We start from the raw sequence: 25,973 nt of genomic DNA, 5'->3' as shown, positions 1-25,973 counted from the left end.
TTGCGGGAAGGGAAATAATCAGTCCAGGAAAAGCGCTTGTGTAACTTTGTAAGGAAATCACTTCTCAACAATTTACGTAAAGAAATTTCCCCAGAATAGCGACGATAAATTCTCCAGGGAATTCATCGAAACTACTCTCACTATACGCACAGCGAGCGTTGCAAGACTCACCGTTCTCCATTTGTGATAGTAGCACCTTTGTTTTTTCTGTGCACGTTAATTATTAGTTAATTTAAATTTTAATGATATTTGTAACAAAGACCCACTGTTTGTTAATTGTTTCTTGCGCCCTGTTAAGAACTCATGAACCACAACCCCCTCCTTAATAACAACCGGAACTAGCTGCCTTAAAAAAGATGGAACTTTGTGCTCCTGCCACCACTCCTTTATAGGAGAAGCGCCTGGAAAAGGAAGCGCGGTTTGAGGAGGCTGAAGCTCATAACTGTTCTCTGGAAGAGTAACACGCGTCTCCCCTGTCCATAAATCCTTCCAGGAGAAGTTCTTAAAATCGGTATTTACGGCGGGTTCGTAGGAGATCTGCCAGTCTAAATTTGACCAGGATAGATCCCTACTGACCACAAAAAGGATACCTCTATCCACGATGACCTGCCGCTCTTTGGCAATGAAGCAGCGACTGGCAGCTCCGCTATTAAGCGCTTCAAGGAGAGAGTCGTAGCTCTCATGAGAGAGCAGAAGCCCTTCAGCATCTAGAAATTTTTTCAGAAGAGCTTCTTTTCTGATCGATGAGAGGGTCTTATCAACCTCGAGATAGCTCCCTAACGGTCCGCGACGGATGCTTTTAAGCTGCTCTACACTCTCCCTTTCTAATTCAGCCGCAACCTCCTGCAGTGTCTTTCCAAATCTGATGAGGTTATTTGAGATCTCTTTACCGAAGGTCTTGGCGAGCTGAGGAAAGATCTCCGACCGCATTCTCCCTCGGAGAAATCGAGGGTCGAGATTGGTCTTGTCTTGAAAGGCGGTGAACCCCTTAGCATCGAGCCACGCCTGAAGCTCTTTTTTAGGAGAGAAGAGAAGCGGCCTCCAAACCCTCATCCCCTCTAATAGAGTGACAGGATGCATCCCCCCCAAATGCAGTAGGTGGGCACCCTCAAAAATCCTCTTTAAAATCGTCTCGGCCTGATCATCGGCCTGGTGGGCCAGAAGAAGCGCTTCGGCATCGATCTCTCTATAAATCTTTGAAAAAAACTTGAGCCTCGTCTCCCGTCCCTCAGCCTCCATATTACTTGTGCCATGCTCGTCTAAGGTATGCAGATGAAAAGGCAGCTTTAGAGACCTTGCCATCTCCCCGAGGAGAGCCGCCTCCTCACCACTCTCAGATCTCCATCCATGGTCGATGTGGGCAAGGTGCAAATTAACGCCGCATTCGAGGAGAAGGTAGAGAAGAGCGAGCGAGTCTGGCCCTCCCGATAGCCCGAGCAGGAGAGGCCCCCTCCCCTCATAGTTTCTCTCTAGAAATTCTTTTACCGAAGAGACAAGAGGATCTATCATCTATCTTCCAATTTAGCTTAGGTAACTAAGATAGCAGAAATATCCATTCATTCTCTACAATGGTCTCTTAATTTTAAGGGTGAAATGGTCCATGCCAATTCTATGGCGCTACCTTCTTAAGAGCTACCTGCAGGTGCTTGCTCTCTCTGTAAGCAGCTTCATCGCCCTTCTTCTGGTTACGCGCTTCCAGGAGATCGCCCGCTTTGCGACTTCAGGGGCAGGGATTCTGCCAGTTCTTCTCTTCACTCTCTATCAGATCCCCTACATCCTTCCCGTTGCAATCCCGGTAGCCTGTCTCATCGCTTCGATGCTTCTCTATCAGAGACTTAGCCACACACACGAGCTAACAGCTCTACGGAGCACAGGTTTTGGACTATCTCCGATCATCTTCCCTCTTCTCATTGCAGGCTCTCTACTCTCTCTCGTTAATTTCTCCCTAGCCTCTGAGATCGCACCTCGCTGCCGAGTTCTTTCAAGAGAGCTTATCTACGAGGTAACGGCCAAGAACCCCCTCTTCCTTCTGCAGAAAGAGACACTCGTCAGAATGAAGGACACCTACATCGACATGAAAGCGCTAAAATCGGGCAGGCAGGCGGAAGATGTGGTCTTTATCGCTAACAACGCCTCGTCAAAGCGCCTCGCGATGATGGTCGCAAAAGAGCTCGTCCTAGAAGATGAGATGTTTACGGGAAAGAACGTTTCGATCATTTCGAGCGTCGATCCGAAAGGCGACGACCGTTTTGACCATCTCATCATTGAGAATCAGAAGACGATGTGCACCAAGGCCTCTAACTTCGCCCAGTTTGTAAGCAGTTTTGAGTGGCATTCGAACTTCGACTACTACCCTCTCAAATCGATCCTAATTAGCGAGCGCATCGAGAAGCCAGAGCAGCGTTTTCTTTCAGGAAGAGCTGTGATTGAAATTACACGACGAGCCTCGCTTGGTCTTGCTGCCTTTACCTTTACTTTCATTGGAGTCGCATTTGGAATGGAGATAGGAAGGCGCGAGTCTAAGAAAGGGCTCTTCTGGGCGATCGGCCTGGCCGCCCTATTCATGATCTCCTTTATCGCGGCAAAGTCTTTTAAAGATGCTCCTCTCATCGCCTGCCTAGTCTATCTCCTGCCCCATCCGCTAATCGTTCTGGCTTCTCTGCGGTCGCTGAAGAGAGTTTCGGAGGGTCGTGAATGAAGCTATTCATGTTTGATAAGATCTGGGAGCGCTACTTTTTAAGAGAGATCGTCAAAGTCTTTTCTCTATTTCTCTTTGGCTTCTTCTTCCTCTACGCGGCGATCGACTACTCTCTGCACATGCAGGACTTCTTAAGAGACCAGAAGCTGCAGATTTCGGATCTCTTTATCTACTACGGATTTCAATTTATCAAGCGTGCACCTCTTCTCCTGCCTCTCGCAATTCTGATCTCAACGATTAAGGTGCTCACCTCGCTGAATGCACACAGAGAACTGGTCGCCCTTCAATCCTCAGGCCTATCTTTTAAAAACCTAATGCGCCCCTTTCTATTTGTCGGGGTACTTTGCACACTTTTTAATATCGTCTCGTCAGAGTTTCTCCTGCCCAAATCTCTAACCTATCTCGACAGGTTCTATGACAAGCACATCAAGCACTCGAAGCAGGATCGAAAGAGCAATCCTATTCATGTTCTAACACTGAAAGATAGCTCTAAAATCGTCTATCAGACCTACGACAAGCAGAAAGGCCTCTTTTTCGATGTGATCTGGCTAAAATCTTCCAATGAGATCTGGCGCATGCGCTACCTAACCGCAAATCCAGACCAACCTGAAGGCAGATTCATCGACCACCTCGTCCGCTCTCCCCAAGGAGCTTTTGAAAAGAGAGGGAGCTTTGAGAGCCGCGTATTCAAAGAGATTAGCTGGGATAAGGACCCTCCTCGAAAAGGATTCATCCCGCTGGAAAACAGAAGTTTAAGCGAGCTCTACACCATGGGCTTTAAGCAGAAGACCAGCTCCTACATGAAGATGGAGCTGCTTACGCACCTCTGCTATAAGATCGCCATCCCCTTCCTCTCCCTTGTTGTCATCTTAGCCGCCTCTCCCTTCTGCGTGCGCTATGCGAGAAGAGCCTCGCTCTTCCTACTCTATGCGCTTGCTCTCTTCGGCTATATCGCCTTTTTCACGCTTATGGACGCGGCAATTATTTTTGGAGAGAACCGAACTCTTCTACCTCCGATTGCAATCTTTGCTCCCTTCCTGCTCTGCAGCGCCCCCTTTATCTGGAACTTCTCTAGGAAATAGTTATGAACACATCCTCATCTTCTTGGAAAATTAAACAGCTCCTGCTCTGGCACCTTCTCGTTGGCCTTATGGTGGGATCTTTCCTACTTCCTGCAACAGCTGTCTATTGGAAACATCTCGATGTTGGCTTCTTTAAATTTATCAATGGAAGCTTAAGAGGAAATAGCAGCTGGCAGACCTTTTGGGCTCTGGCTAACCACAAACTCGCAGACTGGGTAGAAGATCTCTTTATCTTGGGATTCTACACCGTATACATACGAAAGGCGCATAAAGAGCTCCGCCTTAAAAAAGCATCCGAACTCGTCTTCTGCCTCTTCTACATCGCAGCGATTCTCTACTTTGTGAACCGCCTTCTCTTCCGAAAGACCTGGCAGATTCCGAGAGAGAGCCCAACTCTCGTCGTGGAGGGAAGCGTGCGCCTTTCAGATCACATCTCCTGGCTGCATATTAAAGACGACTCTACGAAGAGCTTCCCGGGCGACCACGCGACAACAGCCCTGCTCTTTGCAGCGAGCTACGTCTACCTCGCTCGCTGGAGACTGGGACTATTTGCCGCTTTCTATGCAGCATTCCTATGCATGCCACGATTGATTACCGGAGCGCACTGGCTCTCCGATGTGATCATCGGCGCAGGATCTATTACGATTATTTTTATGAGCTGGGCCTTCTGCACTCCGCTTGCAAGAAGCGTCAGCAGCAAGATAGAGAGCTTTCTACGCCTTTTCTCGATACGCAAAAAGAAAGAGGGAGATCAGAAAAAAAGCAGTCAAGCTTAACATCGCTGGGGTAACAAATCCAAAATGAGCGATCGTTTCTTGGGCGCAGCTCACACGGCTTGTGCAGAGCTTATGCGTTACTGTCTCGGGAAGCTTCTGAAGGAGCAGATGATAGAGAGCGATGAAAGCCCCTACAATTGCCAGCGGCATAGCGTAGATAATAACACCGCGATCTTGTCGATAGGTCCCAATACCCAGTATGATTGCGAGAGGAAATAGAAAGACGCGCTGCATCCAGCAGAGCGAGCAGAGCTCAAGATTGAGCCTTTCGCTCCAGTAGAAGCTCCACATCACTCCCACCAGAGAGATGAACCAGGCAAAATACAGGCCGTTATTTCTTATTATCCTCATCGATCTATCTCCTTTTCTATTGCCGATGCGATCGAACCTACTGAGTAGCTAATCGTCGCCTTTCCATTGATAAATACGGCGGGTGTTGCGATCTCTCCATTCATCAACTTATCTGCAATCTTTAGATTCTCTTGAAGCTGTTTTTTTATATGCTCCGCATCCGCAATTGCAATATTTTCTGCATCCGGTGGAGGAAGATCTGTGTATAGCTGGTTCACAAAAGAAAAGAAAGAGTCTGGCCTCTTCTCATAGAGTGAAAGAGCCTGAAGCGCCAGCGGCTCCGAGTGGTCTAAAAATGAGAGGAGCAGAAGCGCGCACTGCACTTTCCCTGTGTCGATGAACTTCTCTTTTATCTTCGGCAGAATCTCCAGATGAAAAGAGCGGCAGGAAGTGCATCGCAAATCCTCAAAAACAACCATCTGGACTGGAGCTTGATCGCTTCCAAGCAGCGGACAGCCTTGCGTAGCAACCCTTCCTGAAAAAGAGGAGCTTTTGTTATGAAGTAAATAGTCTCCTCCTGCGATAAGCAGAAAGAGACCGAGCGTTGACAGGACCAGGATTTTCGGCGACATATTGATACAAAGCTAATCAGTGCAAGAAATCCTTGCAAGATGCAATCTTTTTAAGAGGAAAAGAATGGATACATACACGAAATTCCACGAGCTGTCTAAAACCGTGGCTCTACTTCATTCGATTCATCAGCTTTTAGAATGGGATCAAGAGATCTATATGCCGCCAGGTGCGATAGAAGCGCGGGCGCTTCAAGTCGAACTCATCGCGGGGCTATCGCACAAGCAGAAGACCTCTCCAGCCTATGCAAAAGCATTGGGAAAGCTGATCGACTTAGCCTCAGGAGAGATCCTAGATAAAACTCTTCCTCCAGAAAAGATGGCAGCACTAAGAGAGTGGAGACGCGACTATTTAAACGAGAAGAAACTGCCTCAGGCTTTTGTTAAAAATTTTGCAAAGATCACCTCTGCAGGCGTGCACGCTTGGGCAGAAGCGCGAAAGCAGAACAACTTCTCTCTCTTTGCTCCTCACCTTGAGAAGATCGTGAAGATCTCTCGAAAGAAGGCGGAGCTTCTCGGGTATAAAGCCCACCCTTATGACGCACTTCTCGACCTATATGAACCAGGAATGACGAGCGCCCAGCTCTCTCCCCTCTTTGCAAGACTAAAATCCTCTTTAACTCAGCTTGTGAAGGAAATTAAAGCAAGACCCGCTCCCAGAGAGGATTTTTTGCACGGCAGCTTCTCGCCTGAAAAGCAGAATGAGTTCTCCCAGATTCTTCTCAAAGCGATGGGATTTGATAAAGAGACCAGCAGGCTCGACCTCTCGGTTCACCCCTTTTGCGTAAGTCTGCATCCAAAAGACACGCGAATGTCCACTCGCCTCCATCCCGACTATCTGATGTCGAACATCTTCTCTGTGATCCACGAAGGAGGCCACGGCCTCTATAATCGCGGTTTTAAAGTTGAGAACTTCGGCTCGCCCCTAGGAGAGAGCGCTTCGCTGGGAATGGATGAGAGCCAGTCTCGCTGGTGGGAGACGCGCATTGGAAGAAGCGAAGCTTTCTGGAAACACTTCTTCCCTCAGCTTCAGAACCTCTTTCCCGAGAAGTTAAAAGAGATCTCACTGCACGACTTTCACCGCGCAATAAACAGCGTAGAAGCCTCTCTGATTCGCGTGGAAGCCGATGAGGTGACCTACTCTCTCCATGTGATCGTTCGCTTCGAACTCGAGATGGCGCTGCTAGATGGCTCATTAAAAGTGAAAGATCTACCAAAAGCTTGGAACCGTAAGATGCAAGAGTATCTCGGGATCACCCCTTCTAGCGATGCGGAGGGCTGCCTTCAGGATATCCACTGGTCGATGGGTGGCATCGGCTACTTCCCCACCTACACCCTCGGCAACCTCTATGCAAGCCAGATTTTTGCTGCGTTTGAAAAGAAGTATCCTGAGTGGAAGGAGCGGGTCTCTAAGGGAGATCTAGGCTTTATCCGCGAGTGGCTTACAGAAAATCTCCATCAGTATGGCCGCCAGTTCTCCGCCGAAGAGATCCTCATACGCTTAACTGGAGGGCCTCTCACAGAAAAACCCTTCGTCACTTATCTGGAAGAAAAATACCACCGGCTTTACGATATTGCTCGATGAAAAAGCTCCCTTTGTTCTTCCTTCTGCTCGTTCCTTTTATTCTTCTATGCCTCTTCGCGTTCAACTACCTCTGGAACATGCGGAGCATGAGCCTCTCCTCCCAGAACATTCTTCACATCTTCCCTGAGGCCATCGAAAGCAGGAGTGCAGTGAGCCAAGAAGAGCTAAAAAGGATCTTTTCTCAAGAGTTTGAACCCCTCGGCGAGGGAGCTCAATGCTTCGCCTGCGTCAGCCAAGATGGCAAGTATGTGATTAAATTATTTAAAGCGCGCCACATGAGAAAGAAGAAGTGGTTAAGAGATGGCCCCCTCTTCTCCTCTTTTGTTTCTCCAGAAAAGAGAGCTCATTCGCAAGCAAGATGGCTACAAAAGTTTCATGAGACCTGCGGACGCTACGCCCTCGCTTTTGATGAGCTGCGCAATGAAACCGGCCTTCTGCATCTCCATTTTTCCAACCGAGAAACAGTTAAATCGCAGCTAAAGCTGAAAAATCGCGGAGAGATCGATCTGGACCAGGTCCCCTTTCTCCTTCAGGAAAAGGGAGATCTCGTTCCAGACAGAATCGCCTACTTGTGCAAAACTTCCGGCGACCAGTCTGCAATCGATGCGCTCCTCGATCTTCACAAGATGCTTGTTGGACGGGCAGAGAAGGGGTTTACAGATCCTAGACAGTGTTTTAGCGTGAACTTTGCCTTTGCAGGCAAGAACCCGCTCCAAATCGATGTGGGTAAGATTGTAAAAAAAGAGGAACTACTTCTCGATTCAACGGAGGAGATCGCGCGCGTTACGGCAAATCTTCAGGATTGGATAGAGCGACATAATCCGGAGCTAGCTGCTCCCTTTCAGGAGTCCCTTCATTAAGCTCTCTTTTAAGCTCTTCGAGGGAGCGTTCAGGAGCTACTTGGGTCGTAGACCAAGCAACATAATTCGGAGCCAGCGACTCCCCCGCACGAACCACTCCAGAACGCGGTGTAATATGAAAAGTGTGGAAGCTGCGAAGCACGGCTTTTATAGCTAGAAGCAGCAGCGGGATCGCCACTGTAAAATAGATGGCCACCTTTAAGGCGCTGACCCACCATGCAGAGCGCATCTCGCGCAGTTCAACACTCTCGCTTACGCCTCCCGACTTCAAAAAGATCAGATCGGGTTGAATGACCGCTCTTTCTGAACTGAGTGTTAATAGACTATCTACGAGCTCCATGAAAAATTCGGAAAATGTCTTATTGGCAAAAGGGGTATTCGGTTCAAAACAGACGGCTTTCCAAAAGCTCAACTTGTCATAAACAACAATATTGCGGATTGCGAGCTGACCTGAGGTAATTTGAGAGACGGTCTGTTGTAGTTCAGCAGGACTCCCTCTTCTCTCTTGGTAGAGAGTTAGCTCTCTAGGTTTTACGACCATTGCATGAGGGGCAAGAAGAGCTAACTGATCTGGCGTCTCCCACAATGCTCTCCGGCTAGGACTAAAGTCATAAGGAGCCTGGCCATCCGGCCTGAGTGTACAAATGCTTAATCCGCGTATTACTGACATAGTTATCCAATATTTATTTTTGTATAATTATAACATTAATTGGATATTGTTACAATTTTTGAATAAATTATATTAAATATTTTAATTGTCATTCTAAAAGACTTCTTTTTTGGAGTGCGGCGACTCGGCGCCGCTTTTTCTTAAAATCGACTTGTCGATTTTTTCCTAACAGCTACACTTTCTATTAGCCTTGTTTAAAATTAAGAGAGATCGCCAGGTCGATCTCGAGAAAAGCGGCGCCGAGTCGCCGCACTCCAAAAAATAAAAAGTCTCTGTGGGAAACCCACAGAGACTTTTGTAAATAAGGCTAAGAGTTGGATTAACGCTTAGAGTATTGGAAGCGCTTACGAGCTCCACAGAGACCATACTTCTTACGCTCTCTCTTACGAGGGTCGCGAGTTAAGAAGCCTACGCTCTTAAGGTCTGGTCTGCGTGTTTCGTCTTCGAGGACGAGCGCACGTGAGATGCCAAGGCGAGTTGCCACAGCTTGGCCGCTAATTCCGCCGCCTTTAACGCGGACGATGATATCATAGCGGGCTGCTGCATCGAACTTTTCTAGCGGAGATGTGATGAGTTTTCTCTGGAGTTCTTCAACGAAGTACTCTTCAAATTTGCGGCCATTGACGTCGATCTTGCCTGTGCCTGGGCGGAGTCTTACGGAAGCAACTGCTGTCTTTCTACGTCCTGTACCGAGATTTTCTTTGGTCATACTTGCATTACTCATAATTCTTTAGATGTTCACTACAATAGGCTGTTGAGCTTCCATGCCGTGGCTTACTCCAGCAAAAATGCGCAGTTTTTTCATTTGCGCTTCGCTGAGACGAGTCTTTGGCATCATGCCTTTAATAGCATGTCTGAGGATATAGTCTGGCTTTTTCGCTTTCATTTCGCGAAAAGGCACTTCACGAAGACCGCTCATAGCACCAGTGTGGTAGCGATAGATCTTCTGAGCGTCTTTTGCACCAGTGACTTCGATCTTCTCAGCATTGATGATGATAACACCATCTCCGCAATCGACGTGAGGAGTAAAGTCTGGCTTATGCTTTCCTCTGAGGATGTTTGCAACTTCTGTTGCAAATCTGCCTAGAGTTTTACCTGAAGCATCCAAGAGAATCCACTTGCGCGCTGCAAGGGCTTCTTCTTTAGTGAGGAGCTTCGTCATATTCATCATCTTCTGTTGCATGGCTGCCTTACAAAATTTTTAAGAAAGCACGATGATACTTCTCCTCTCCATTTTTGCAAAGTCTTTTGTCCGTCTTGCTAAAAGTGTTACACCTCGGCTACACTGCGTACCCTAACTTTAAAAAAATATTTACTTTTTTATGAGACAGTTAAATACATTTTTTGTACGCACCTACGGCTGTCAGATGAATGAGCTCGACTCTGAACTGATGATCGGCCAGCTCGAAAAACGAGGCTTGAAGCGGACCCAAATCGAAGATGAAGCAGATCTATTAATTTTTAATACCTGTTCTATCAGAGACCTAGCCGAAAGAAAAGCGATGGGAAAGCTAGGCCAACTTGGAAGGTCTCCTCATAAGAGGTCTATTATCGGGGTGACCGGCTGCATGGCGATGGCAAAAAAAGAGTCGCTCTTTCGCAAGCTCCCCCACGTCGACTTTGTCATTGGAACCAACAACATCAGCGATCTGAACTCGGTTCTCGACGAGGTGATCCAGACGGGGCGCCAGACGATCCGCACCCAGGATGAGTTTGAAGAGAACCTCGACTACCTCGTCGCCACACGAGACGACCCGATTAAAGCGCTAGTTTCAATTATTCGCGGATGCGACAAGTTCTGCACCTACTGCGTCGTCCCCTATACAAGGGGCCAAGAGGTCTCCCGCCCCCCTGAAAGCATTGAAGAGGAGTGCAGAAAGCTGGCCGGTGCGGGTTATAAGGAGATTACGCTGCTCGGGCAGAACGTAAACAGCTATGGAAAGGACAAGCCCGAGTGGAACTGCCTCTTTCACGACCTTCTCTATAGATTAGATAAGATCCCTGGAATCGAGCGCATCCGCTTCATGACGAGCCACCCTGTAGATATCACAGTTCAGCTTATGGAGGCGATCCGCGATCTCCCCTCTCTTTGCGACTTCGTCCACTTCCCCCTTCAAGCCGGATCCAACCGCATCCTTAAAAAAATGCATAGGATCTATACCGCTGAGCAGTACCTAGAGAAGGTCTCCCTTCTTCGTCAGATCGTTCCAAACGTAGTGCTAGGAACAGATATCATCGTGGGCTTTCCCACAGAAACCGAAGAAGAGTTCTCTATGACCTATGAGCTCTTCAAACAGATTCGCTACTCGGTCGCATTCATCTTCGCCTACAGCGCACGGAAAGGCACCCCAGCCTTTCGCTGGAAAGATGATATTCCCGAAGAGGTGAAGCAGGAGCGCCTCCAGCGCCTTCTTACCCTTCAGCAGGAGTTTGCAGCCGAAGAGCGGCAGCAGATGATCGGACAGACGGTGGAGGTACTCGTAGAGAAGAGAAGCAGAGGGGAGACACATCTTAAAGGGCGCACCCGCTGCTGGAAAACGGTACTATTTACGGGAGATGACTCGATGATAGGAACTCTTCAAAAGGTCAAAGTACATGGCTACAACCACCAGACACTTCTTGCAGAGCCTTTAAATGCAAAAAGGGATGTTCCCCATGGGAACATCCCTCTGATACTTTGAAGAGAGTAGAGACTACTTCTTGCAGAGTTTCGCGATCACAAGGCCACCGAAGAACCAGCCGATAATCACATCCAGCATTGCTACGACTGTGAATCCGAGTGTGGTTCCGCCCCAGATCATATCTGGCACGTAGATCATGATTGCAGCAACAAGCGCGACCATTGTGATGAAAGCGACCTGTCTTCTGTAGCTCATCGCCTTAGTCATTGTGAACAACCAGGTGATCAGGTAAGCGAGCACGATCTGAACGATTAGAGTGAAGATCATAGCAGCAGCGCCGCCCATCTTCATTCCATTTTTCTGTACAACAGCAAACACAACTGGGCCAGTTTTCATCATCTCTTTGCCCATCATCATGTTATCTTTCATCTCTTCTTTATTCATCGCCACGTTGTGCTTGAATGAAGGGAGGATATAAACGCCGCTGACTGGAGTGTTCTCTTGAATCACCTCTGCGACTCTCTTCTCATTGTTAAACTTGTCCATTGTCATGTGGTGCCAAGGAAGAATCATCCAAGAGATTGTTCCCCATAAAAACACCACGACACCTGCTAATAAAGCGCATCTTAAGATTGGTTTCTGCATAAAGCCTCCTTTATTGGGCCTATAGTTGTGCGAGCTCACCGTAAAACACCCCCCTAAAAAACGCAAGCCCTTAACTTATTGGTTATCTGCTCAATAGCCATATTTTATTACTATTCGATATGTGTAAGCAGAATAGACATGTCGGGTAGGCCAGGGGAAAGCTTCGCTTTCTCTCGGGGCCTCCTTCGAGATAACTGTTTTTCTTTTTTGGAGTGCGGCGACCTGGCGCCGCTTTTCTTAACATCGACTTGGCGATGTTTCTTTAAGGAGATATCGACAGGTCGATATCGAGAAAAGCGGCGCCAGGTCGCCGCACTCCAAAAAAGAATCCCTAAAAATTATCATCTACGATCGGACTTTGTTAAAATAAAAATTATTATATTGCGCGAATTCCACTGCATTGAATTTTTGTTTATATTGTTTTATAGTTACGGATCGATTAAAATTTAAAGCACTAATATTTATAATTAGGTGTTATTATGACGACTCGAGCTTTGAATGCTGTTTCTGGAGGGCTCTCTTCTGCTTTGACGTGGGTTCGTCCACTGAGCGAGAAGTCAGATAAGGCAAAAGAGGTCTACCTATTTGATAGAGTCTCCCTCTTTTTAGATCACCACTCTATGCTGAAAGTTGCACAAGTCTGCACAACATGGAGAACTCGGGATGCAGTGAAGGATGCGCGCAGCGGAATCCTTATCTCCAAAACCCCACAAGATGTTCAAAGTCAAATCCTCTCCTTTGTAGACTTTGGTTCTATGCCTCTATCAAAGCGGCTAGCGAAGTATAATAAGTATCTCGATCAATTTGTGACACCTGCTCACGTAACGCGCTTAGACGAAGCGCATGCTCTTACAGAGCGGCTCTATCCGCTTAATAATATTTCTCTCCTCGGAAAATTTTCTTATCAAGAACTTAAGCAGCGAAGAGAAGATTTTTTTAAAAGACTTGTAGAGATCATAGCCCCCATCCAAGAAGAGCTTCGAGGTGCTAGATGTTTCCGAGAGCTTGTCGACTCGGGCTGCTATTTAAAAGTCCTTCGGGTTTTCTTTTTTCACAGGCCTCAAGTCCTACTAAACTACGCAACCGACGCAGCGCGAGCCGATGGTCGTAAAGGAACTATTCTTCATTGTGCCGCTGGCCCAAAGGATCTGTATATTTCTATTCCCTTTGTCGCTTTTGTTCTCGATATGGATCGGACTCATCAATTAGGCCTCTCGAGATTTTGTAATGTTGACCGTCTTACCCCGCTGGAGTATGGGCGTAACAATATTAGAGGCACATACGGACAACGTCTGGAGAATTGGAAGCGGGCGAAGGCGCTGCTCGTTCGGCATGACGCTGAAGTAGACGCCCCGTTTCGAGCGGCTCAACTAGCAGCGCTTCCGCCTCCAGCACCTGCTATTCCCGCTGCTCCGGCAGCCGCCGCTGCTGCTGCCGCGGTGGTAGTAGATGAAGCTCCGGAGGAAGAGGTTGCTCAGCCTGCTGCTGCGGAACCTACAGACATCTGGTCGGTGTTTTGCAGAATGGTGAGCGACCTCTTCACATGGCTCATGAGCTGGTTCTAAAGCAGGTTTTTGAAGTCGTGTTCGGTGAGGAGGCGGATGCCGAGCTCTCTGGCTTTGTCGAGCTTGGAGCCAGCCTCTTCGCCTGCTAAGACGAAGTCTGTGGTCTTGGTAACAGAACCGGAGACCTTTCCTCCTCTCTCTTTGATCAGGGCAGAGGCCTGCGATCTTGTAAACTCCTGAAGACTGCCCGTGAGAACAAAGGTCTTTCCATAGAAGGCGTGGCCCTTGTGCTTGGAGACGTTGATCTGTTGAGGCGTAACGCCTCTTTTGAGGAGCGCTTCGATCTCGTGAAGATGGGCTTTTTCTTGAAAGTAGGAGACGATCTCTTTTGCCGTCTTCTCGCCTATTCCTCCAAGCGAGAGGAGCTCCTCTTCGGTTACCTTCTCAAGAGCTTCGATCGAGCCGGCAAACGAGGCGAGAAGTTCAGCTGTTTCGATGCCGATGTGTTTAATTCCAAGCGCAAAGATAAAGCGGGGAAGGCTCACTTTCTTCGACTTCTCGATGCTCGTTAGAAGATTCTGGATCGACTTCTCTTTGAATCCCTCCAGCTGAGCGAGGTCGGTTTCAGTTAAGTCGTAGATATCGGAGAAGGTTGAAATGAGTTCCTGCTCCACAAGCTGCTCTACGACTCTCTCTCCCATGTGGTCGATATCCATCGCATCCTTGCTCACAAAATGCGCAACGCGCCGGACGCGCTGCTCTCCGCAGAACTTGTTGGGACAGCGGAAGGCGACCTCTCCCTCAATGTGAATCACCTTTGTTCCGCAGGAGGGGCACTCTTTTGGCATCTTCCATGCGTGCGAATGAGCAGGCCTCTTTTTCATCACGACTTCAACCACCTTCGGAATCACATCTCCGCCCTTCTCGATAATGACGGTGTCGCCGATGCGAATATCTTTGCGCTCGACCTCTTCCTGATTGTGCAGAGTGGCGCGCGCGATCGTGCTACCTGCAAGCGAGACCGGCTCGAGCTCGGCTACAGGTGTGAGAACTCCGGTTCTACCCACCTGGACGGTGATATCGCGGATGCGGGTCTCAGCCTGCTCTGCAGCGAACTTGTAGGCGATTGCAAACCGTGGAGACTTACCCGTAGTCCCGAGCAGGTCGTGCAAGCGAAGCTCGTTAACTTTGATGACGATGCCATCGATATCGAATGGAAGCGCTCTGCGCTTCTTCTCGATCTTCTCTGCAAACGCCACAATCTCTTCTATATCTTTGCAGAGCTTGATCTCATCTTTTGAGAAGACGGGAAGACCGAACTCCTCCATGTAAGCGTGAGACTTGATCTGCTGGTCGATAGCATTAGAGGAGTCTTCAGCAACGGCATAAAATACGGCAGAGAGCCTGCGGTGGGAGACCCCTTGAGAGTCGAGAAGTTTAAGAGATCCCGCTGCAGCGTTGCGCGGATTCGCCCAGAGCTCTTCTCCTGCATCTTTCTTGCTCTCATTCAATTTTTCGAAGACCTTATGCGGCATGAAGACCTCGCCGCGCACTTCAAGTACTTCTGGAATGTTTCGCCCTTTGAGTTCCAGCGGCACAGAGCGGATCGTCTTCATGTTGGCCGTGATCTCATCGCCTTTCCATCCATCTCCTCTTGTGAGCGCGCGCACAAGCTTCCCATTCTCGTAACGGACAGTGACTGCAACGCCATCCATCTTAAGCTCGCTGCAGAAGTTGACGTGCCTGCCCTCGAGCAGTTTGTGCACTCTTTTGATAAAGTCTGCGATCTCATCTTTCGAGTAGCTATTGGCAAGCGAGAGCATCGGAATTGTATGCTCTACCTGTTTAAAGCCCTTGGTGAGGGCTGGGCTAATTCGCTGTGTGGGAGAGGAGGGCATCACCCACTCGGGATGCTCTTTTTCTATCTCTTGGAGCTCGCGAAAAAGCCTGTCATACTCCTGGTCGGTAATGACGGGGCGAGCCTCTACATAATAGAGACGGTCGTGATGGCTGATCTCTTCGATCAGCTTCAGGTAGTGATTCTTAGACAAACCTAACCTCGAAGATCATCGTAGCAAGCGGAGCGAGCTGGATAGTAAGAGCTTTTGGAGCTCCCGCCTCATCTTTTACGATTGCCACATGGGCGTTTATTTTGCCCGATCCCCCATATTCTTCTCTATCGGTATTGAAGATCTCCTGCACCTCTTTTACATTTTGGAGGCGTACGAGATACTCGGGAAAGTAGTTGGGTGAGAAGTTGTGGACGCAGACGAGGTAGGAGCTCGTCCCTTTACGGATGTAGCTTAACACCGAATTCCTGCGGTCTGAGAAGTCGATCCACTCGAATCCCCTTCCATCGTAATCAAACTCCCAGAGAGCGGGTCTAGCATGATAGAGGTGGTTTAACTCTTTGACGCAGAGCTGCAGGCTCTTGTGCCTGTCGTAGCGCAGGAGAAACCAGTGGAGCTCCTCTTTGCAGTTCCACTCATTCCACTGGCCGATCTCTCCTCCCATGAAGAGGAGCTTCTTGCCCGGATGGCAGATCATGTAGCTATAGAGAAGGCGGACATTTGCAAACTTCTGCCAGTCATCTCCTGGCATCTTGGCGAGAAGGCTCCCCTTTCCATGCACGACCTCATCGTGAGAGAGGACGAGCAGAAACTGTTCTGAGAAGGCGTACAAGAGCCCAAAAGAGAGCTCGTTGTGGTGGTAGGGGCGAAAGATCGGGTCTTTATGAAAGTAGCGGAGCGTATCGTTCATCCAGCCCATGTTCCACTTAATATCGAAGCCTAAACCACCCCATTCGACAGGATGGGTGACTCCTCCGAAAGAGGTCGACTCTTCAGCAAATACAAGAGCTCCCGGATGCCTCTCATGAACGATAGAGTTTAGATGCTTCATGAACTCGATCGCTTCAAGATTATCTCGGCCTCCGTAGATATTCGGGACCCACTCTCCCTCACTTCTTCCGTAGTCAAGATAGAGCATCGATGCGACAGCATCCACGCGCACACCGTCGATATGCATCTTATCGAACCAGAAGAGAGCGCTCACTAAAAGAAAGTTGGAAACCTCGACGCGTCCATAATTAAAAATGGAGGTGTTCCAGTGGGGGTGAAATCCCTGCTTAGGATCGACGTGCTCAAAAAGGCAGGTGCCATCGAAGTTTGCAAGAGCGTGATCATCGGACGGAAAGTGGGCCGGCACCCAATCGACGATCACACCAATTTCTTGCTGGTGCATGTAGTCCACGAAGTATTGAAAATCGGAGGGAGTTCCATAGCGGCTTGTTGGAGCAAAAAAACCGGTGACCTGGTATCCCCACGACTCGTCGAGTGGATGCTCTGCAATCGGCATCAGCTCGACATGCGAAAACCCCATCTCTTTGCAATAAGCTGCAAGCTCGTGAGCGATCTGTCTGTAATTTAAAAAGTTGCCAGAACTCCTCTTCCAAGAGCCGAGATGAACCTCATAGATATTAAGAGGAGCAGCTACCCCTTTCTTCTCTGCACGGGCTCTCATCCAGCTCTCATCCTTCCACTCATGTCGATTCACATCGCAGACAATCGAAGCCGTCTTGGGCCTCAGCTCGCTCATGAAGGCGAAGGGGTCGCTTTTTAGTTTAACGCGCCCTTCTTGGGTGCAGATCTCGAACTTATACTTTTCGCCCTCTTGCACGCCCGGAACAAAGAGCTCCCAGATGCCGCAGGCTCCCATCGACCGCATCGGATTTACTCTTCCATCCCAGTGGTTGAAATCTCCTACGAGCGAAACCCTTTTTGCGGAGGGCGCCCAGACGGCGAACCTAGTTCCTGCAACTCCCTGATGCACGAGAATCTTAGCTCCGAGACTCTCGTAGAGCTTGTAGTGAACGCCCTTGGCAAAGAGGTGTGCGTCCACCTCTCCGAAGGTAGGCCAGAAGGCGTAGGGGTCGTAGGCGAGAAGTCCGCTGTGGTGGTAGACCTGGTAGTCGTGCAGAGTCGTATGAGCGGGTACCTGATATTCAAACACCCCTTCTTCTTTTACTTTTTTAGCCTCGACAATGGAGCCAAAAACCTCTAGATGAATCTTTTCGGCTTCTGGTCGAAAGAGACGAATAACCTTCGACTTCTCGTCAACCGGGTGTAAACCAAGAAGATGGTGTGGATCGTGCATATGAACCTTTTTTTCTCTTTATGAGCTGGTTGAGCATTTAATTCCAAATTCGATTTGACACATGCAGCTAGAAGTGTTTATCTTGGATCAAATTCACAAGAGAAGATCTCATGTCAAAAATACGCCCCCTCTCCCTCTTTACGCTCGCGATGATTAACGTCGCAACAATTGGAAGCGTGAAAAACTGGCCGATCACTGCTGAATATGGACTCGCATCTGTATTCTTTCTGGTCGTAGCCTCACTCCTCTTCTTTATCCCCACTGCGCTCGTTGCAGCAGAGCTCGCAACCGGTTGGCCTGAACATGGAGGGATCTTTCTCTGGGTAAAGGAGGCCTTTGGCCACCGTGTAGGATTTTTAGCGATCTGGCTTCAGTGGATTCAGAACGTGGTCTGGTATCCCACCATCCTCGCATTTATTTCAGGGACTCTCGCCTATGCATTCAACCCTGCACTTGCAGACAATAAGGTCTATACACTCGTTGTAGTTCTCGCCGTCTTCTGGGCAGCGACCATTGCGAACTTGCAAGGCATGCGCATCTCTGGCTGGATTAGCTCCGCAGGAACGATCCTCGGAACCTTCATTCCTGGCGGACTCATCATCGTTCTCGGTGTTCTCTGGCTATTCCTGGGCAAGCCTCTTCAGATCTCGCTTACAATGGATAACTTGATCCCAGACATGAGCAGCATCAAGCAGATCGTCTTCTTCTCAGGGATCGTTTTGAGTTTGATGGGGATGGAGATGCCGGCCGTGCACGCGAAAGAGGTGCAGGACCCGCAAAAGACCTTTCCAAAAGCGATTCTTCTCTCGATCGTGATTATTCTTGGCCTTTCGATTCCTGGCGTCCTTGCAATCGCCTTCGTTGTCCCACAATCTGAGATCAACCTTCTCGCAGGCTCTATCCAGGCCTTCGCCTCATTCGTAAAGGCGTTTGATATGTCCTGGATGATTCCGATCATGGCCGTCTTAATTGGAGCAGGCGCGATCGCCTCTCTTAGCACCTGGCTTGTCGGACCTAGCAAGGGACTTCTCACTGCCGCGCAAACAGGAGACCTTCCTCCCTTCTTCCGCAAGCAGAACAAGCACCACATGCCCTCAGGCCTACTCATATTTCAGGGGATCATCGTTACGGTGATTACATTCCTCTTCCTCTTTATGCCTACCTTGAATGCGGCATTCTGGTTCATCAGCGCGATCGTAGCTCAGCTCTACCTCGTGATGTACTTCCTGATGTTCGCAGCTGCAATCAAGCTGCGCTACACAAAGCCCGACGTGAAAAGAGCTTATACAATTCCAGGAAAGAAGTTTGGCATCTGGGCCGTCTGCGGCATCGGCTTCCTCACCTCCGTTGCAACGATGGTCATCGGCTTCTTCCCCCCAGACCAGATCCAAGTTGGAAACATCTACCTCTACCTAAGCGCACTCGCCGGAGGCGTCGTCTTCTTCTGCCTAGGACCCTACATCATCCTTCTCTTCAAATCCCCCAAGTGGGTCCACCCCCGCAAACCCGAATAGGCGTGGCAGGCATTTAATATCTCTTTGCAGGACCCAAGATTAAATAAAAAAATTTAATTAGTCTGAAATATTTTTTAAAAAATACAAAATATTGATCAAAAATGGTAATATTGAAACCTAACTTTAGTAAACTCAAGGAGATTTTATAATGTCATTACAACCAATAACAGCAGGCACCAGCTTAACTCAGACGGTGATGGAGAAATTCGGACGTATAGATAAGGATGGAGACGTAATAATGTCAGAATCCTCTACGGCCTCTTCTACCGGGTCCAGCGCCATCTCTGCACAGCAGGGCACAGACGCGAGTTATGAGACAAAATCAGGCGGTGCTGGAGCAGGAGCCGGGGCTGCAAGTACGGCTGCATCAAGAGTGCTGAGCACTCCAAGCGCTTCGGGAAGTGCTGCTGGAGCAGGAGCTGGAGCATCCACCAGCATAACTGAAAAAGATTTTGTGACGGTGATGGAGAAATTAAGACGTAATACTGCACAAATTCCTCTGAACACAAAGGCTATAGTTGCGTTAGTAGCCAAAGAATTGGGAAGACCAACCCAAGATGTTCTCACTTTCATGGAAAGCAAACAACATCAAGGGTATTCTAAGCTGGAAGAGAGACTTCCACCTGGTATAACTGCAGACGCTTTTATAAAGGCGTCGCAAGAAGCGGCTCAAGAAATTGAAGCAGCAGGACACCTTGCATTAAGTGAAGATAAAATAGTAGCAAGCTTGGCTCAGAAGCTCAATGTAACCGTTGAGTATGCCATGCAAGTGTTGCTGATGGTAGGTAAGGATTAATTTGAGAATTACTAGACCGCTAGACAAATAAACGGAGCTCTAGTCTGCAAAGACTAGAGCTCTTTTTCTTTCTTTCGCTTGTCCACCTCTTTGATTGAGCAAAGCGAAATCCCTGGAGTGCGGCGCTCTGCGCCGCCTTTGTTTTTAAGAGATAATTTAAAGAACTCCTTCCTGAAGAAGGGAGATTCTCTTCAGCTAAGGATAAAAGAGAATGTGAGTCCCGCCTAGACTCGACCCTGAAGAGGCGAGATTGCGGCGAGGGGCCGTTCAAGATATCCATCTAAGTAATGTAGAGCCATTGCTTGTGAATGCAAAGCCAGAGCCCAGAATGAGGCAAAGAATCCAGTTGGTATATTTTTTCTGCTGAGAGACAGCCTTCTTTACTCCTGATTTGCCTTCGATCAAGACATCCAACTTGTGAAGAACAAAGAACAGTAGAAGAACAAGGACTGTCCCAAAATATATAACGCTATCGTTTTTGTGCCCAATGTCAACGAGAGAATACGTCAAGTCTCCTGCAATAAAAAACCCAGCGTTTATTAAACCCGCTTTAAATTTTTCCATCTGTAAGCTCCCTGACTTAATCTCATATATCATCCCAATTATCAACCAGATCAGGATCATTCCATATGATATCTCTATCGTTCAAGTATTGCACGGATGATCTTTGGGCTACTGTCCCGCCATCACTTTACCGGCGTTGCTAAGCAGATCAGCGTTGTGGGGAAATTAGGGCGGCGCAGAGCACCGCACTCCAGGGATCTCGCTACGCTCCATCAAAGAGAACGAAGATCTAGGAAAGGCTCAGGCTTTTGATTTTTTTGGAGTGCGTGCGACCTGGCGCCGCTTTTCTTGAAATCGACTTGTCGATTTTCTTTATTAGGAGAGATCGGAAATCGACTTGTCGATTTTCTTTATTAGGAGAGATCGACAGGTCGATCTCGAGAAGAGCGGCGCCAGGTCGCACGCACTCCAAAAAAGAAGGGTTATTTTTCGAAGCGGTCGAGGAAGATCTTCTCGTGAGGACGAAGGCGGATCTTCTCTCCAGCGGCGATGGTCTCACCGCGGCCGCGTTCGCTGTGGCGGAGGCGGAAGCGCCTCAGGGGTTTTTGGAGATTGAGAGTGATCTCCTGCTCTTGCGAGGAGCGGAAGACTACTTTGTGGAGAAGTTTTTTGGACCACTCGAAGTCGATCTGGTCGCCGTTTGCTCTTCTGATTCCCACGAAACGGCCAGCAAAAAACTCAGGAGGCAGGTGGGGTAGAAGGGAGATTTCGCTGCCCTCTTCTTGAAAGAAGAGAGAGCGAATTAGGAGCGCTCCCTTTTTCAAAAACTGGAGAGGGGTAACGTTTGCAGGGATCTTCTCTTCGATGGGAAGGATCCCCTGGTGAAGATCATCTTGGAGGCGTGGGAGCATCACACTTGAGAAGCCCGCTAAAAAAGCTCTCTGAAAAGAAGCTCCAATCTCTTCTCGCTTTCCCGAGGCGAGTATCTTCTGGCACTCATCGAGAAGAAGAAGTGTTCCTCCTGTCTGCTTGCTCTCTTTAATCTCAGGGAGCGCAAGTCCGAGGCGCATCCAGACGGGGGCGATCTCTTGCAAGTCGAGTCTGCGAGAGACTAGATCCCAGTCCTGCGCCTTATGAGTCCCTAAAGAGAGTCTCTCCTGTGGGAGCTGAACGATGGGGTGCTCATAGTCGAGGGGAAGCAGTAGCAGCGTTCCTCTCTTTATCTGCTCGGCCTTCCTTGAATCGGAAGAGTGGCAGGTAATTACATCTCCGGGAATGCGCTCAAAGTGGATCTCAATTCCGGCAAACACCCTCTGGATGCTTAAACGGAAGTACCCCTTTACGCTCTCACCGAAGAGGTAGACCTTGCCTCTTTCGAGATCTTGCTCAAGCGTGAAATTTTTGACAGGGCCCCGAATGTCCATCTGCAGCGAAAAGGTCTTAGCAGATTGCAAGCTCTTAAATTCGAGAAGGGTTGGATAGGCTTGTATCTGCCATAAACTTTTGGGTATAAGGCAGGAGGCGCCAGGAAGGTGGGAGTAGGGGTGAAAACGCGCAGCAATTTTAATCACGGCTTCCTATTAATCCTTGTGGATGGTTTTGAACGCAGCGGACTGTAACGAGATCGTTCGCTCGTAGCCCGGCAGAAGGAACGAAGACGGGAAGAAAATTCTCTGTGTGCCCCTCGAGATAACCGGGAAGGGTCTCACGGTCGCTCTCCAGAAGGACCTGCACCTCTTTTCCAATGTAATTCTCTCTCAACTCAAAAGCATGCTTCTCAGCGAGTCTTAAAACCCTCTGTTTGCGCTCTTGAATCACATCAGGGGGAACTTTGTTCGTAAAGAGGGCGGCTCTAGTGCGGGCTCTCTCGCTGTAAGGGAACATATGCACCTTTGCGAACTTCACCTCTTCCATCACCTCAAGAGTCTCTTCGAAGTCTTTTTCTGTCTCCCCAGGAAAACCTACGATGATGTCGGTTGTAAAAGTAAAGTCTGGGCGCGCCTTCCTAAGCTTTTCTACGCACTGGATAAAATCTTGCCGCGTGTACTTGCGATTCATGCGTTTCAAGACGACGTTTGAACCCGACTGCAGAACAACGTGCATGGAGGGACAGGTCCTCTTTCCACCGATGACGGCTTGCAAAAGCTCGTCGTCGACCTCATCGGGGTCGATCGAAGAGATGCGCACCCTCTTAATTCCCTCTACAGCGTCCACAGAACTTACAAGCGTTGAAAGGCGCACGCGCTCTTCTCCCTCAGCGGGGGCGCCATCAAAATCGCCGATGTTGATGCCGGTGAGCACAACCTCTTTGTAGCCATTCTGAATAAGCCCATTCACCTCTCTCATGATATCTTCAAGCCTGCGAGAGCGCGACCTGCCCCTGACGTAGGGGATGATGCAGTAGGTACAGAAGGAGTTGCACCCATCCTGAACTTTTACAAAGGCGCGTGTGTGAGCGGGAAAGTGGCTGATCTCAAACTCGGGAAGCTCCTGGTCTGGAAGAGCCAGCGAGAGCAGCGACTCTTTCTGCTTGTTGGAGACGACCAGATCGACGTTGGGGATCTGACCAATCTCTTGGGGCAGGCGCTCGGCTAAACAGCCTGTGACGACTAGCTTAGCATCGGGGTGGAGGCGCGAAAGCTGCCTGATCTGGTGGCGGCTAGAGCTATCTGCCGACTCTGTGACAGTGCAGGTGTTGACGATGCACAGCTCCGCCTCCTCCCCTTCCTTGGCCTCTTCATAGCCGAGCTTCTGAAGCTGGGAGACATAGGCCGCAGCTTCATACTGGTTGGTGCGGCAGCCGAGGGCGACCACCTTAAATCTTTTCTTATCAATCATGCCCAAAAATTATGCCAAGACGAGCATTGTTGCACAACCTCTTCAACTCTTTGACGCATGTAAAAAGATTTCTTTGGACAAAAGAGCGTGCATGAATAAGATGAGATTGAAATTACCCCCCAATTCATATGTCACTTTTTGCAGTAGTTCTATCGCTCTTCTTCGTCTTAAATGCCCTCGGCAACATCCCGCTCTTTCTCGGACTCATCGGACGGTATGACGTAAAGCGCCAGAGAAAGATTATTTTAAGGGAGTTCTTAATCGCCCTTTTCATCCTTCTTCTATTCAACTTCTGCGGAAATACGATCCTAGATCTTTTGGGCATCTCCGAGCCGATCATTGGCATCGCGGGGGGCATTCTGCTCTTTATCATCGCTCTGGGGATGATCTTCCCTAAAGACGAGAAGCATGAGAGACCTCGACAAGAGCCTCTGATCGTTCCCCTCGCTATCCCCTTAGTGGCGGGACCGGGTTCGATTGCGACTGTAATGGTCTATTCTGAAAACTTCGGATCGGTCTGGCTGATGAGCGTCGCCATTATTCTGGCGTGGCTCCCCTGCCTGCTGCTGGTCCTCGCCTCTTCCAATATTAAACACCTGCTGGGCGAAAGAGGGCTCTCCGCGTGTGAGAGGTTGGGAGGCATGCTTATCAGCCTCGTTGCCGTGCAGATGTTCGCCAGCGGGTCGATAAAGTTTGTGCTCAAGACCTGCAGCAGCGCAGCTTCCTAACTCTGCCTCTTCTATTTAATTACAAATAAGCAGCTAATTCATATAATTACTGCTATTATTTTTAATTAAAAAGAATTATGACACTATCACCCGCAGGCTACAGAGCAGTACAAAATAAGCTGCACGACGTTCTCCAAGCGGCAGCGGACGAAGCGCCGAGAGATCAGCTCGTGAAGCTCTATAAAAAGCCAACGCATGATGGCCTCTCCTATCTGCCCATTCACTTGCAGAGCAGGGTTCTTGAGCTCTTCTCTGAAACTACCGATCTTCAAGCGAGAGTTAAAGCTGCTTTCAACCAGTACTACCATGAGGAAATTCTAGAACCGGCAGTTGTGGTGCCGGCAGATTGTAGATGGAAAGAGTTCTCCCAAGTTTTTCAACTCGCAGCCGCAGCTGGCTTAACAGAAGAAGATTTGAAATGCGTGATACCTGCTGTCATCAATGGAAGACGCTGCATTTTCGTTGGAGATACTCATCAAGATCCGCGCTATGTGAAGTTGAGAAATAACCTCTTTGTACTAGCCATGCGCCGAGATCTACCCGTAATCTCTGAACCGATTGCTCGCGAAGATGCATATGAAGAGCTAAATAGAAAGATGCTAGGAGCGAAAGATGCCTGGATATTTGGCATTGAAGATCCCGTAATAGGGCTCTTGAATCGACTAGTTATAAATACAGCTAAATCGGCGGTAGAGGAAGCGACAAGCTCTCGTTCATCAGTGGTGAGTTTCCTGGAAGAAATTTTAAGTTCTATAATGCTCGATCCACTCTTTGTAAAACTATGGCAAGAGCTTGCAAGAGAGGAGGAGGCCGCGGATCTACACCCAACATTAAGAAAGAGAAGCTGCTCTTCACTCGCAGCAGGTGTTTTGAGAAGAATCTCACCCTACATAAGATTCGACCTGCTCTTTCCAGAATTATCTCAAGAGATCCCAAAGGCCGTTTCCAGGAATCGTCTCTTTAGAAGAATAGACGCTGTAAAAGACGAGCTTTTGAAGATAAAAAAGGAAGATCAGTTTCAAGCAGCCCTTGCGAAAGAATTTAAAGGCAGATACTCGTTCAAAGAGGTTAAAGAGCTATTCATGAAACTCTCTCATGCTTTTCTTAATAAATATGAGAAGCAGTTCACGCAGGACGAGTGTCAAGCCATGCGAAGTGTTCTACTTGACCCCACAAACGCGCATCACTACTCGAAATTTTCTGCGCTTATCACGAGACAGAAACGAGAGGTTCATTTTGCACAGGTTTTATGTAGATCTGAGCTGCCTGTCCCTTCCAATAAAGTCAGGGTGGTTGTGATGGGAAGTAGTCACGTCGAGAGCGTTATTAAGATCATTAGAGCTCCATCTTCAGATGAGTCTAAGAGAGAACTAGTAAGAGATTGAGGGGTTTCCTAGAAAGCCCTTCTCTCGAAGCGAGACGAAGGTGTTGTGGCCGACGATGAGATGGTCGTCAAGGCCGATCCCCATCACGCGGCTAGATTGGATGAGAACTCTAGTCAGCTTATAGTCGCTCTCTGAAGGCGTGGGATCGCCACTCGGGTGGTTGTGCGCGAGAATCAGGCTGTGGGCCTTATGCTTAACCGCAGGATAGAAGACCTCCCTTGGATGGACGAGAACTTCAGAGAGGGTTCCCACTGAGACCTTCTCATGGTGGATCAGCCTCCCCTTCACATCTCGAAGAAGAACAAGCAGCACCTCCTGCTTCTGCATGGCGATCTCCTCTTTTGCATAAACAAAGGCCTCGCCTGCTGTGCGGATGAATGGTTTTGAAGCTGTAGAGATGCCGATCGCTTTTTGTGCGATGGCAAAAGCGGCTTTAAGCTGAATCGCCTTCGCCTCTCCAATTCCCTTCACCTCTTGAAGCTCCTCTAGCGAGGCGTCCAGAAGGCCGCTGAGTCCGCCAAATTTTAAGGTTAGCTCGTTAGATAGAGTGAGTACGGATTTATCGCGCGTGCCTGTGCCTAAAAGAATGGCCAGAAGTTCGGAAAGGGAGAGGGCCTGCCCGCCATGGCGCACCAGCCTCTCACGCGGCCTCTCCTCTAAATCTAGATCGCGCATCTGCTTATTCATGGGC

At 48.8% G+C, this 25,973-nt stretch carries 24 protein-coding genes; 11 read left to right on the top strand and 13 right to left on the bottom strand.

All coding sequences use genetic code 11. The features are described 5' to 3' along the window. Positions 1-216: 216 nt before the first annotated feature. Positions 217-1,509 (bottom strand): tRNA lysidine(34) synthetase TilS, encoded by a 1,293-nt coding sequence (gene tilS / locus HYX48_07540; GenBank protein ID MBI2743751.1) that lies wholly within the window; start codon positions 1,507-1,509, stop codon positions 217-219. Between the two features lie 91 nt (positions 1,510-1,600). On the opposite strand from tilS, the gene HYX48_07535 reads away from it, so the two are divergent. From HYX48_07535 to HYX48_07525, 3 genes are read left to right on the top strand one after another with little or no spacing between them, the layout of a single operon-like run. Next, positions 1,601-2,698, top strand: a complete 1,098-nt coding sequence (locus tag HYX48_07535; protein MBI2743750.1) for an LptF/LptG family permease — start codon at positions 1,601-1,603, stop codon at positions 2,696-2,698. Further along, positions 2,695-3,780: an LptF/LptG family permease gene (locus HYX48_07530; protein ID MBI2743749.1), complete on the top strand. Its 1,086-nt coding sequence runs from the start codon at positions 2,695-2,697 to the stop codon at positions 3,778-3,780. The genes HYX48_07535 and HYX48_07530 overlap by 4 nt, the downstream gene beginning before the upstream one ends. Positions 3,781-3,782: 2 nt before the next feature. Then, complete coding sequence (locus tag HYX48_07525) at positions 3,783-4,556, top strand: phosphatase PAP2 family protein (protein ID MBI2743748.1); 774 nt, start codon at positions 3,783-3,785, stop codon at positions 4,554-4,556. Here HYX48_07525 and HYX48_07520 read toward each other — a convergent pair. Continuing rightward, positions 4,494-4,907: a disulfide bond formation protein B gene (locus HYX48_07520; GenBank protein ID MBI2743747.1), complete on the bottom strand. Its 414-nt coding sequence runs from the start codon at positions 4,905-4,907 to the stop codon at positions 4,494-4,496. The genes HYX48_07525 and HYX48_07520 overlap by 63 nt on opposite strands. Beyond that, the gene (locus HYX48_07515; protein MBI2743746.1) at positions 4,904-5,479 is read right to left on the bottom strand and encodes a thioredoxin domain-containing protein; all 576 of its coding nucleotides are present in this window, start codon (positions 5,477-5,479) and stop codon (positions 4,904-4,906) included. The genes HYX48_07520 and HYX48_07515 overlap by 4 nt, the downstream gene beginning before the upstream one ends. A 64-nt stretch (positions 5,480-5,543) precedes the next feature. On the opposite strand from HYX48_07515, the gene HYX48_07510 reads away from it, so the two are divergent. Both HYX48_07510 and HYX48_07505 read left to right on the top strand, forming a co-directional pair. Continuing rightward, positions 5,544-7,061 (top strand): carboxypeptidase M32, encoded by a 1,518-nt coding sequence (locus HYX48_07510; GenBank protein MBI2743745.1) that lies wholly within the window; start codon positions 5,544-5,546, stop codon positions 7,059-7,061. Next, complete coding sequence (locus tag HYX48_07505; protein ID MBI2743744.1) at positions 7,058-7,921, top strand: hypothetical protein; 864 nt, start codon at positions 7,058-7,060, stop codon at positions 7,919-7,921. Before HYX48_07510 ends, HYX48_07505 begins: the two co-directional genes overlap by 4 nt. On the opposite strand, the gene HYX48_07500 is transcribed toward HYX48_07505, so the two are convergent. The 3 genes from HYX48_07500 to rplM all read right to left on the bottom strand — a co-directional run bounded on the left by HYX48_07500 (position 7,845) and on the right by rplM (position 9,774). Then, positions 7,845-8,591 carry a hypothetical protein gene (locus HYX48_07500; protein MBI2743743.1) on the bottom strand — a complete coding sequence of 249 codons (747 nt, stop codon included), beginning with the start codon at positions 8,589-8,591 and terminating at the stop codon, positions 7,845-7,847. The two genes, HYX48_07505 and HYX48_07500, sit on opposite strands and share 77 nt — an antisense overlap. Before the next feature lie 319 nt (positions 8,592-8,910). Beyond that, the gene (rpsI, locus tag HYX48_07495) at positions 8,911-9,300 is read right to left on the bottom strand and encodes a 30S ribosomal protein S9 (GenBank protein MBI2743742.1); all 390 of its coding nucleotides are present in this window, start codon (positions 9,298-9,300) and stop codon (positions 8,911-8,913) included. Between the two features lie 21 nt (positions 9,301-9,321). After that, the gene (gene rplM / locus HYX48_07490; GenBank protein ID MBI2743741.1) at positions 9,322-9,774 is read right to left on the bottom strand and encodes a 50S ribosomal protein L13; all 453 of its coding nucleotides are present in this window, start codon (positions 9,772-9,774) and stop codon (positions 9,322-9,324) included. A 139-nt stretch (positions 9,775-9,913) separates the two neighbouring features. Here rplM and miaB point away from each other — a divergent pair, with 139 nt between their 5' ends. Then, entirely contained in the window at positions 9,914-11,272 is a 1,359-nt protein-coding gene (gene miaB / locus HYX48_07485; GenBank protein MBI2743740.1) for a tRNA (N6-isopentenyl adenosine(37)-C2)-methylthiotransferase MiaB, read from the top strand. Between the two features lie 12 nt (positions 11,273-11,284). Here miaB and HYX48_07480 read toward each other — a convergent pair whose 3' ends face one another. Beyond that, a complete protein-coding gene (locus HYX48_07480) occupies positions 11,285-11,857 on the bottom strand; it encodes a hypothetical protein (GenBank protein MBI2743739.1) in 573 nt (190 codons plus the stop codon). A gap of 479 nt (positions 11,858-12,336) precedes the next feature. Between HYX48_07480 and HYX48_07475 the strand changes: the two genes are divergently transcribed. Continuing rightward, the gene (locus HYX48_07475; GenBank protein MBI2743738.1) at positions 12,337-13,422 is read left to right on the top strand and encodes a hypothetical protein; all 1,086 of its coding nucleotides are present in this window, start codon (positions 12,337-12,339) and stop codon (positions 13,420-13,422) included. Here HYX48_07475 and ligA read toward each other — a convergent pair. Further along, positions 13,419-15,413: an NAD-dependent DNA ligase LigA gene (gene ligA, locus HYX48_07470; GenBank protein MBI2743737.1), complete on the bottom strand. Its 1,995-nt coding sequence runs from the start codon at positions 15,411-15,413 to the stop codon at positions 13,419-13,421. The genes HYX48_07475 and ligA overlap by 4 nt on opposite strands. Beyond that, complete coding sequence (glgB, locus tag HYX48_07465; protein MBI2743736.1) at positions 15,406-17,517, bottom strand: 1,4-alpha-glucan branching protein GlgB; 2,112 nt, start codon at positions 17,515-17,517, stop codon at positions 15,406-15,408. Before glgB ends, ligA begins: the two co-directional genes overlap by 8 nt. 110 nt (positions 17,518-17,627) lie before the next feature. Here glgB and HYX48_07460 point away from each other — a divergent pair, with 110 nt between their 5' ends. Both HYX48_07460 and HYX48_07455 read left to right on the top strand, forming a co-directional pair. Then, positions 17,628-19,031: an amino acid permease gene (locus tag HYX48_07460; GenBank protein ID MBI2743735.1), complete on the top strand. Its 1,404-nt coding sequence runs from the start codon at positions 17,628-17,630 to the stop codon at positions 19,029-19,031. A 148-nt stretch (positions 19,032-19,179) separates the two neighbouring features. Then, positions 19,180-19,827: a hypothetical protein gene (locus HYX48_07455; GenBank protein MBI2743734.1), complete on the top strand. Its 648-nt coding sequence runs from the start codon at positions 19,180-19,182 to the stop codon at positions 19,825-19,827. Between the two features lie 267 nt (positions 19,828-20,094). Here HYX48_07455 and HYX48_07450 read toward each other — a convergent pair whose 3' ends face one another. From HYX48_07450 to mtaB, 3 genes are all read right to left on the bottom strand, one after another. Continuing rightward, positions 20,095-20,391: a hypothetical protein gene (locus tag HYX48_07450; protein MBI2743733.1), complete on the bottom strand. Its 297-nt coding sequence runs from the start codon at positions 20,389-20,391 to the stop codon at positions 20,095-20,097. Positions 20,392-20,813: 422 nt separating this feature from the next. Next, positions 20,814-21,902 carry a hypothetical protein gene (locus HYX48_07445; protein ID MBI2743732.1) on the bottom strand — a complete coding sequence of 363 codons (1,089 nt, stop codon included), beginning with the start codon at positions 21,900-21,902 and terminating at the stop codon, positions 20,814-20,816. Continuing rightward, positions 21,895-23,169, bottom strand: a complete 1,275-nt coding sequence (gene mtaB, locus HYX48_07440; GenBank protein ID MBI2743731.1) for a tRNA (N(6)-L-threonylcarbamoyladenosine(37)-C(2))-methylthiotransferase MtaB — start codon at positions 23,167-23,169, stop codon at positions 21,895-21,897. Before mtaB ends, HYX48_07445 begins: the two co-directional genes overlap by 8 nt. 128 nt (positions 23,170-23,297) lie before the next feature. Between mtaB and HYX48_07435 the strand changes: the two genes are divergently transcribed. Continuing rightward, on the top strand, positions 23,298-23,897 hold the full coding sequence (locus tag HYX48_07435) for an NAAT family transporter (GenBank protein MBI2743730.1): 600 nt from the start codon (positions 23,298-23,300) through the stop codon (positions 23,895-23,897). A 77-nt stretch (positions 23,898-23,974) separates the two neighbouring features. Continuing rightward, the gene (locus HYX48_07430) at positions 23,975-25,282 is read left to right on the top strand and encodes a hypothetical protein (GenBank protein MBI2743729.1); all 1,308 of its coding nucleotides are present in this window, start codon (positions 23,975-23,977) and stop codon (positions 25,280-25,282) included. Here HYX48_07430 and radC read toward each other — a convergent pair. After that, complete coding sequence (gene radC, locus HYX48_07425; protein MBI2743728.1) at positions 25,268-25,969, bottom strand: DNA repair protein RadC; 702 nt, start codon at positions 25,967-25,969, stop codon at positions 25,268-25,270. The two genes, HYX48_07430 and radC, sit on opposite strands and share 15 nt — an antisense overlap. Positions 25,970-25,973: the final 4 nt, after the last annotated feature.

This window comes from Chlamydiales bacterium (assembly GCA_016185065.1).
GTDB lineage: Bacteria > Chlamydiota > Chlamydiia > Chlamydiales > Rhabdochlamydiaceae.
Note: the sequence above shows the minus strand (reverse complement) of the source record. Positions and strands in the feature narration are given on the sequence as shown.

Excerpts from the sequence above, each read along its gene's own strand:
- tilS (MBI2743751.1), bottom strand. The coding sequence starts at position 1,509 with ATGATAGATCCTCTTGTCTCTTCGGTAAAAGAATTTCTAGAGAGAAAC.
- HYX48_07535 (MBI2743750.1), top strand. The coding sequence starts at position 1,601 with ATGCCAATTCTATGGCGCTACCTTCTTAAGAGCTACCTGCAGGTGCTT.
- HYX48_07530 (MBI2743749.1), top strand. The coding sequence starts at position 2,695 with ATGAAGCTATTCATGTTTGATAAGATCTGGGAGCGCTACTTTTTAAGA.
- HYX48_07525 (MBI2743748.1), top strand. The coding sequence starts at position 3,783 with ATGAACACATCCTCATCTTCTTGGAAAATTAAACAGCTCCTGCTCTGG.
- HYX48_07520 (MBI2743747.1), bottom strand. The coding sequence starts at position 4,907 with ATGAGGATAATAAGAAATAACGGCCTGTATTTTGCCTGGTTCATCTCT.
- HYX48_07515 (MBI2743746.1), bottom strand. The coding sequence starts at position 5,479 with ATGTCGCCGAAAATCCTGGTCCTGTCAACGCTCGGTCTCTTTCTGCTT.
- HYX48_07510 (MBI2743745.1), top strand. The coding sequence starts at position 5,544 with ATGGATACATACACGAAATTCCACGAGCTGTCTAAAACCGTGGCTCTA.
- HYX48_07505 (MBI2743744.1), top strand. The coding sequence starts at position 7,058 with ATGAAAAAGCTCCCTTTGTTCTTCCTTCTGCTCGTTCCTTTTATTCTT.
- HYX48_07500 (MBI2743743.1), bottom strand. The coding sequence starts at position 8,591 with ATGTCAGTAATACGCGGATTAAGCATTTGTACACTCAGGCCGGATGGC.
- rpsI (MBI2743742.1), bottom strand. The coding sequence starts at position 9,300 with ATGACCAAAGAAAATCTCGGTACAGGACGTAGAAAGACAGCAGTTGCT.
- rplM (MBI2743741.1), bottom strand. The coding sequence starts at position 9,774 with ATGCAACAGAAGATGATGAATATGACGAAGCTCCTCACTAAAGAAGAA.
- miaB (MBI2743740.1), top strand. The coding sequence starts at position 9,914 with ATGAGACAGTTAAATACATTTTTTGTACGCACCTACGGCTGTCAGATG.
- HYX48_07480 (MBI2743739.1), bottom strand. The coding sequence starts at position 11,857 with ATGCAGAAACCAATCTTAAGATGCGCTTTATTAGCAGGTGTCGTGGTG.
- HYX48_07475 (MBI2743738.1), top strand. The coding sequence starts at position 12,337 with ATGACGACTCGAGCTTTGAATGCTGTTTCTGGAGGGCTCTCTTCTGCT.
- glgB (MBI2743736.1), bottom strand. The coding sequence starts at position 17,517 with ATGCACGATCCACACCATCTTCTTGGTTTACACCCGGTTGACGAGAAG.
- HYX48_07460 (MBI2743735.1), top strand. The coding sequence starts at position 17,628 with ATGTCAAAAATACGCCCCCTCTCCCTCTTTACGCTCGCGATGATTAAC.
- HYX48_07455 (MBI2743734.1), top strand. The coding sequence starts at position 19,180 with ATGTCATTACAACCAATAACAGCAGGCACCAGCTTAACTCAGACGGTG.
- HYX48_07450 (MBI2743733.1), bottom strand. The coding sequence starts at position 20,391 with ATGGAAAAATTTAAAGCGGGTTTAATAAACGCTGGGTTTTTTATTGCA.
- mtaB (MBI2743731.1), bottom strand. The coding sequence starts at position 23,169 with ATGATTGATAAGAAAAGATTTAAGGTGGTCGCCCTCGGCTGCCGCACC.
- HYX48_07435 (MBI2743730.1), top strand. The coding sequence starts at position 23,298 with ATGTCACTTTTTGCAGTAGTTCTATCGCTCTTCTTCGTCTTAAATGCC.
- HYX48_07430 (MBI2743729.1), top strand. The coding sequence starts at position 23,975 with ATGACACTATCACCCGCAGGCTACAGAGCAGTACAAAATAAGCTGCAC.
- radC (MBI2743728.1), bottom strand. The coding sequence starts at position 25,969 with ATGAATAAGCAGATGCGCGATCTAGATTTAGAGGAGAGGCCGCGTGAG.